This window comes from Blautia ammoniilytica (assembly GCF_025566965.1).
Taxonomy (GTDB): Bacteria; Bacillota; Clostridia; order Lachnospirales; family Lachnospiraceae; genus Blautia_A; species Blautia_A ammoniilytica.
Genome location: NZ_JAOQJL010000020.1, coordinates 63,839 through 71,620, shown reverse-complemented (window position 1 = coordinate 71,620; position 7,782 = coordinate 63,839). Strand labels below are relative to the sequence as shown.

At 41.1% G+C, this 7,782-nt stretch carries 7 protein-coding genes; 1 reads left to right on the top strand and 6 read right to left on the bottom strand.

The annotated features are described in order from the left end of the window. Window positions 1-94: 94 nt before the first annotated feature. From rlmD to pcrA, 3 genes are all read right to left on the bottom strand, one after another. Entirely contained in the window at window positions 95-1,459 is a 1,365-nt protein-coding gene (rlmD, locus tag OCV61_RS11120) for a 23S rRNA (uracil(1939)-C(5))-methyltransferase RlmD (protein WP_158421877.1), read from the bottom strand. Between the two features lie 181 nt (window positions 1,460-1,640). Beyond that, entirely contained in the window at window positions 1,641-1,859 is a 219-nt protein-coding gene (locus OCV61_RS11115; protein ID WP_158421884.1) for a hypothetical protein, read from the bottom strand. 231 nt (window positions 1,860-2,090) lie between these two features. Further along, the gene (pcrA, locus tag OCV61_RS11110; RefSeq protein WP_158421876.1) at window positions 2,091-4,322 is read right to left on the bottom strand and encodes a DNA helicase PcrA; all 2,232 of its coding nucleotides are present in this window, start codon (window positions 4,320-4,322) and stop codon (window positions 2,091-2,093) included. Between the two features lie 226 nt (window positions 4,323-4,548). On the opposite strand from pcrA, the gene OCV61_RS11105 reads away from it, so the two are divergent. Then, the gene (locus OCV61_RS11105; RefSeq protein WP_158421875.1) at window positions 4,549-5,184 is read left to right on the top strand and encodes a DUF1836 domain-containing protein; all 636 of its coding nucleotides are present in this window, start codon (window positions 4,549-4,551) and stop codon (window positions 5,182-5,184) included. A 72-nt stretch (window positions 5,185-5,256) separates the two neighbouring features. On the opposite strand, the gene OCV61_RS11100 is transcribed toward OCV61_RS11105, so the two are convergent. The 3 genes from OCV61_RS11100 to mmsB all read right to left on the bottom strand — a co-directional run bounded on the left by OCV61_RS11100 (window position 5,257) and on the right by mmsB (window position 7,780). Beyond that, window positions 5,257-5,559 carry a YerC/YecD family TrpR-related protein gene (locus OCV61_RS11100; RefSeq protein ID WP_158421874.1) on the bottom strand — a complete coding sequence of 101 codons (303 nt, stop codon included), beginning with the start codon at window positions 5,557-5,559 and terminating at the stop codon, window positions 5,257-5,259. Between the two features lie 160 nt (window positions 5,560-5,719). Continuing rightward, window positions 5,720-6,436, bottom strand: coding sequence for a phosphatase (locus tag OCV61_RS11095; protein ID WP_158421873.1), 717 nt, complete (start codon window positions 6,434-6,436; stop codon window positions 5,720-5,722). A gap of 159 nt (window positions 6,437-6,595) precedes the next feature. Continuing rightward, window positions 6,596-7,780, bottom strand: coding sequence for a multiple monosaccharide ABC transporter permease (gene mmsB / locus OCV61_RS11090; RefSeq protein WP_158421872.1), 1,185 nt, complete (start codon window positions 7,778-7,780; stop codon window positions 6,596-6,598). Window positions 7,781-7,782 lie beyond the last annotated feature (2 nt).

Here is a 7,782-nt window from a genome sequence, read left to right as displayed (position 1 = left end):
TAGCTTTTTTGTGCTTTTTCTAAAAAAAAATTGAAAAAATATAAAAGAAAAACTTCCACTTAAGAAAAAATGGAAGTTTTTCAGTGCCCTTGATTTATTGGGCTTTTCTTGACAAAAGGCAGACTGTTTCCACATGAACAGTGGAACAAAACTGATCCACGCTGCAGGTCTTTTGAATCTGGTATCCAGCATCAATGAATGCAGGCAGGTCTCTTGCCAGGCTGGTGGGCTTGCAGGAAATGTAAATGATCTTGTCGACCTGATAGTCCAGAATCTTGGGCAATGCCTTGGGATGGATCCCATCACGAGGAGGATCCAGCACGATCACATCCGGCTTTTCAGTCAGATCATCCAGAACCTTCAGCACATCCCCGGCAATAAAATGACAGTTTTCCAGACCATTAAAGGCTGCATTTTCTCTAGCAGCTTCCACAGCCTCTTCCACGATCTCCACACCAATCACCTCTTTTGCTACCGGTGCAAGCAGCTGGGCAATAGTTCCGGTTCCACTGTAAAGATCGAAGACTACTTTTTCTTTAGTTTCCCCAATATATTCCCGCACAATGGAATACAGCACTTCCGCTGCCAGAGAATTGGGCTGAAAAAAGGAAAACGGGCTGATTTTAAACCGAAGTCCCAAAAGAGTTTCGTAGAAGTAATCCTGTCCGTACAAAAGCCTGGTTTCATCACTTTGAACCACATCTGAAAGAGAATCATTGATAATATGCATGATTCCTACGATCCTGCCTTCCAGTGGAAGTGCCAGAAGTCTTGTCACTAGCGGAGCATAATCATATTCTGCCTGGCTGGTTGTGATCACATGCACCAGAATCTCTCCTGTTGTTACGCCTCTGCGAAGTAGTAGATGGCGCAGATAACCGGTATGCTGCATTTTGCGATAATGCACAGCTCCCAGTTCTGTGAAGAAATCCAGCACGCACCGGAGGATCTTGTCCATATCCGGATGTACCAGCCTGCAGTGATCTGCTGTCAGTATATCGTAGGTACTGCCTTTTTTATGAAGGCCAAGGGAAAGAGGTCCGTCCTTATATTCATCCCCAAATGAAAATTCCATTTTATTTCTGTATTCAAATTCTCTTGGGCTTCCATGTATCCCTTCCCAGTGGATATCTTCTCCTACTGCCTGGGTGAGAAGCTCTTTCACCTGGGTTTCTTTCATTTTCAGCTGTTCCTCATAGGACATAGTCTGGTACATGCAGCCGCCACACTGGGGAAAAACAGGACATACCGGATCTCTTGTTTCCAATGGAGACTTTTCCAATACCTCAAGCAATCGTCCTTCAGCTCTTCCAGAACGCTTCTTATTGATCATAAAGCGTACTTTCTGCCCTGGGATCCCGTTTTTTACAATTACCTTTTCACCATCGACATTCACGATCCCTTTATTTGGAAAATCAATTTTTTCAATAACTCCCTGATATATTTCACCTTTTTTCATAATAATCTACCTCTCACAATGTCTTTACGATCGCACAGGTACATTACAAAAGAATCTCCTGTTGCAGACGGAGTTTTTATGTAATAGGAACATTACAAAGTAATTTCCTGGTACATAAAAAAACTGTTGCATTAAGCAGTAGAAAATGTTTTAATGCAACAGCTTTTTCAGTTTGTCTTATTTACTCTTCTTCATCCTCAAAATAATCATCAAAATCATCATCGAAATCTTCTTCAAAATCTTCCAGATAATCCGGTGCAAAGAAACGATATACTGCAAAAGCAATACCTGCGATAGCTGCTACAGCTCCAATGATCGCCAGTACCCAGAGGACTGTATTCTTCTGCTTCTCATCTTCTTTTTTCTTTAAGGTTGACAATAATTCTTCGATCTTATCCATTTTAATATTCATGATCAATACCATCCTCTCTTTTTCTGATAACACCCATAATTGCTGATACTGAGAAAAACACCATATGTCCCAACATCATTCATATTCGGTATTATACCACCAATTCTGTCTTTTTACCATATCCAAGATAAAAAAGATCATGCAAATCATTCAAACTGCTCACAGCAACCACAAATCAACATTCTTTTGTATACATTCAGCAGACAGTATCCCTTGCAGTTATATTTTTTTCAGCTTTGCAAAGCTGGCAAACATTTTTTTAACGCCTACTTTATCAAAATCTACAGTAACTTCATAATCCCTGCCGCCTTCTGCAATGGCTTTCACTATGCCAACGCCGAATTTCATATGTCGCACAGTATCACCTACCTGGTAATCCAGGGCATCCGCTTTTGTCACTTTAAATTCTTTTGGCTTGTAGGCTTTTGTCTGAAAAATCTGCTTCATCTGGGAATATTTGCTGTCAGAAGAGAATACCTGTTCCATCTTTGGTTTCTTTTCCTGTATGGTGTGTCCCAGATCTACCAGATCTCTTGGAATCTCCTGAACAAACTGTGACACCTTGTTATACTGCGTTTCACCTCTCACCATCCGTTGTCTTGCACAGGTCATGGTCAGCTCCTTCATGGCACGGGTGATACCCACATAGCACAGCCTTCTCTCTTCTTCCAGTTCTGAACCATCTCCGTAATTAATGGACATATAGCTTGGGAAAATCCCGGTTTCCATACCAGCCATGAAAACCCTGGGGAATTCCAGTCCCTTTGCACTATGCAGGGTCATCAGAAGTACATAATCCTGCTCCGGATCCACTGTGTCAATATCTGCCACCAGTGCCACTTCCTCCAGGAATCCCGCAAGAGTAGCTGGCTGATCCTGCTCTTCCATAGTTTGCTGATACGTAACTGTTTTACTGATCAATTCGTCAATATTTTCAATCCTTGCCCTTGCTTCTTCTGTATCCTCAGCTTCCAGTTCCTTCACATACCCGGTAAGTTCAATGATCTCCTTTAACAGATCCTCCACTGTGTAAGCCTGAGCCTTGCTTTTCAGCATCTGGATAAAAGTAACAAAGCCATCTATCTTGGATAAGCTTCTGCCTATAGACGGCACTTCTTCAGCTACTCGAAGTGCTTCATAAAGACTGATGCCCATTTTATCTGCATAATCCTGGACACGGCCTAGCGTGGTAGCGCCGATCCCACGCTTTGGCACATTGATGATCCTCTGTACAGCCAGATCATCTCTTGCATTATCCACAGTTTTCAGATAACAAAGCAGATCCTTGATCTCTTTTCTGGCATAAAAATTCACTCCGCCTACGATCTTATAAGGTATATTGGCATTGATAAATTTCTCCTCAAATAAACGTGACTGGGCATTGGTCCTGTACAGGATGGCACAATCCCTATACTGGCAAAGCCCTTCCCTGTGGGCCTTGCTGATTTCTCCTGCTATGTACTCTGCCTCCTCAAATCCGTTCATAAACTGCCTGAAATGGATCTTTGGCCCTTCTTCGTTCTCTGTCCATAAGGTTTTTTCTTTACGCTCTGCATTATTTGCGATCACATGGTTGGCAGCATTCAGGATATTCTGGGTGGAACGATAATTCTGCTCCAGACGTATCACAGCAGCATTTGGAAAAACCCGCTCATATCCCAAAATATTCTCAATATTCGCTCCCCGGAATTTGTAAATAGACTGGTCATCATCTCCAACCACGCACAGATTCTCATACCTGGAAGCCAAAAGACTTACAAATTTAAACTGGGCATAATTGGTATCCTGGTACTCATCCACCATAATATACTTAAACCGTTCCTGATAATATTCCAGTACACGATCACAATTCTGAAACAACTCTACTGTTTTTACGATCAGATCATCAAAATCCAGCGCATTGTTTTTACGAAGGGCTGCCTGATACTCCCTGTATACCATAGCTGTTTTTTTCTGATTAAAATCACCGGCCGCATCCATTTCCATCTGATCCGGAGTAATCAGATTGTCCTTTGCATGGGAGATCTGGGACAACAGTGCCCTTTCTTTAAATATCTTTGTATCCACATTCAGCCTGCGACATACATCTTTGATCACTGACTTCTGGTCATCTGTATCATAAATAGTAAAATTAGTGTCATATCCCAGATTGTCAATATGCCTTCTTAAAATCCTTGCACAGGTGGAATGAAAGGTAGATACCCATATTGCATCTGAGCCAAAACCTGCGATCCGGTCTACCCTTTCCCTCATCTCCTGCGCTGCTTTATTGGTAAAAGTGATTGCCAGGATATTCCATGGATTCACTTCTTTTTCCTGGATCAGATATGCGATCCTATGTGTCAGCACCCGGGTTTTTCCTGATCCTGCACCTGCAAGGATCAGCAATGGGCCTTCTGTATGAAAAACGGCCTGCCTTTGCATAGGATTTAAACTGTCATATATACTCATTCTTGCTTTTCCTTTCAAACTGAAATCAAAATCTCAGAAAATACTATAAATTACTCAGTACTTAAGTTACCTTAGCATCAAAAAACTACTCTTTGAATTATACATGATATTCCTATTTGCCACAAGTACACCTGAATCAGGACGAAGAAATTATATTGAAAAATCCAAAAAATTATTTACAAGTAGTATTGAAAACTATATAATAAGGATTATGAGGTGATAAAACATGACAATTGATAACAAAGACATTTTAAATAGTATTCTGCAGAATATATCCAGTTTAAGTTATATTAAACCAGAAGATCTTCCCAACATTGATCTTTATATGGATCAGGTAACTACCTTTATGGAGGGGCAACTGGCTTCTACCAAGCGCTATCCTGAGGACAAAGTTCTCACCAAGACCATGATCAACAATTATGCCAAGAACTCTCTTCTACCCTCACCTGAAAAGAAGAAATATTCCAGGGATCATCTTCTTGTGCTTATTTTTATATATTACTTCAAAAATATTCTGTCCATCAATGACATCCAGACCCTTTTTCAGCCTATCACAGAAAAGTATTTTAAAGGTTCTGACGGCAAAGATATGGCTTATATTTATAATGAAGTTTTCGGGATGGAGAAAAACCATATTGAGCAGATGGAGAAGAATCTTCTTCGAGATTTTTCTGTTTCATCCAAGACTTTTCAGGATGCAGATCCCCAGGATCAGGAATTTCTCCGAAAGTTTTCCTTTATATGTGAATTAAGCTTTGACGTATACATCAAAAAAATGATCATCGAAAAGCTGATCGACCAGATGGCTCCTGGTGATACCAAAAAAGAGCGTAAAAAATCTTCCAAAAAAACAGACGGCTGAATCTGACAGCCGTCTGTTTTTGCGCGGAACTTTTCTTGATCATATATGTTGCCATCTGATATATTTCAGTTTTTATTCTTGCTCTTCTTTTGCTTTCATTCTGGCAAATACCATTTCATAACCGTCATTACCATAATTCAATGAACGATTCACACGGCTGATCGTAGCAGTGGAAGCTCCTGTCTTCTCTGAAATGTCCAGGTATGTGCGCTTATCCATCAGCATCTTCGCAACTTCAAATCTCTGTGATAAGGATAAAAGCTCATTGATGGTACACACATCCTCAAAAAATGTGTAGCATTCTTCCTTATCTTTCAAACACAGGATTGCCTCAAAAAGATGGTCAACTGCCTCTGTTCTGATATTTTTTCCCATAGTCTTACTCCTTTACAGCAACTGCAGCTGCATATGTTTTATTTCCATTCATTCCCTTTTCCAATACATTACTGAATGGCATTATCTTTTATTATTTTAACACGCTAAACTGTGATAAGCAAGGGATTTTTCAGTAATTTCTCAGATATTCCTGTCAGACTTACCTTTCCAAATACTGACAAAGCAGCTCATAAGAACGATTCAGCACCAATTCCTTTGGAAAATCCATTTCATTCAAAAGTCGTACTGCATACTCAAATCTGCCGATCAGTTCATCAAAATGAGCATCACTGTCTACCACAATAGGTACCTGATACTCCTTGCATAGCTTTAACATTTTACGGTCATTCTCCCATGCATTCTCTCTGCAGCCGGCCGGATCCAGGGAATGATTATTTAACTCCAGAACCTTGCCATAGTCCTTGGCCGCCTGCACCACTGCCTGGTAATCCACAGGAAAACGTCCATCATCCGGATGACCGATAATATCTACATATGGATTTTTAATCACATTCAGGTAAGCCTGTGTATTCTCCTCCACTGTCCCAGGCTCTGTACAGGCAATATGAAGGCTTGCGATCACAATATCCATAGAATTAAGCAGCTTATCTGACATGTCCAGGGTTCCCCGGCTATCCATAATATTTACCTCACTTCCAAGAAAAAGCCGGATCCCATACATTTCTCTTGAAACAATCTTCAGATTATCAAAATAGAACCTGTGGCAGGTTCCCGGCAGCTTAGGAGCATGCTCCGTGATCCCCAGTGCTTTCAGTCCTTTATCTGCTGCTGCCCGTGCCATTTCACGAATCGTATTGTAAGCATGTCCGCTGGCAATGGTATGTGTGTGCAGATCAGCTTCGAAATTGTATTCCATAATCTTCTCACTCCTCCTGATTTCCTGTCAGTCTTCATAGTATAACACATTTTTTCAGGAAAGCAAAACAAGGATACTGTCCAAAGACAATATCCTGTTCTGCGTCTCGAGAGAATATTATTTTAACAACTAATGCTTGAGAGACCTGTTTCTCTGCCCTTATTTCGCAATAAAGGACTTTCTCTTACTTACTACATCAAAGATAACTGCAGCCAGAAGCACCGCACCTTTTACAACCTTCTGCATATTCTGGTCAGTACCCATGATACTCATGCCCTGGTTGATAATACCCATCAGCACAGCACCTACAATAACTCCAGGTACAGTACCTGTTCCACCGTAAGCAGATGCACCACCGATAAAGCAGGAGCCAATTGCATCCATTTCATAGTTCTGTCCATATGTAGGCTGAGCAGATGTCATACGTGCAACTGTAAGAAGACCTGCAAGACCTGCAAGGAAGCCCATATTGGCATAAGCAATGAAGTAAACTCTGTTTGTATTAATACCGGAAAGCTTGGTTGCTTTCTCATTACCGCCAACTGCATAGAAATGACGTCCAACGGTTGTTTTGCTGGTAATATAGCCATAAACAATTACCACCAGAATAACCCATACAAGAGAAGTAGGAACACCTTTGTACTGCGCCAGTTTTATACATACAGCCATGATCACTGCTACGATCAAGATCATTTTTCCGTATACAGCCACAGCACTTCCTGCGTCATAACCGTTTTTCTTACGATTCATGTAAGTTCTGATGGTAAGGATCACATAGATCGCACATGCAATAATTCCTACAGCAAGAGCGACTTTATTAAATCCGTCCTCTCCGCCGAGAAAATCCGGAATATAACAGTTTGCACCGCCGCCAAACAGTTTTACGAAAATCTCAGATTTGATAGGCAATGTTTTTCCCTGAAGAACCACGTTGGACAACCCACGGAACATCAGCATTCCTGCCAGTGTAACAATAAAAGGAGGGATTCTTACATAAGCGATCCAGAATGCCTGCCATGCTCCGATGAGTGTACCGATAAGAAGTGCCAGAATAATGGCTACTCCATCTGGAAGGTTCATATTTTCCATAAAAATGCCGCACAGGGCACCTACAAAACATACTACGGATCCAACAGAAAGGTCGATGTTTCCTCCTGTCAGGATACACAGCAGCATACCTGTAGCCAGTACAAATACGTATGCATTTTGTGAGATCAGATTGTTAATATTCTGAGGAAGAAGAATCTTGCCCTGTGTTCCCCATGCGAAAAATATAGTTACAAGCACCAGGACAATGATCATTGTATATTTCTGAAAACCTTCTTTAAACTTTGTCTTATCCATTT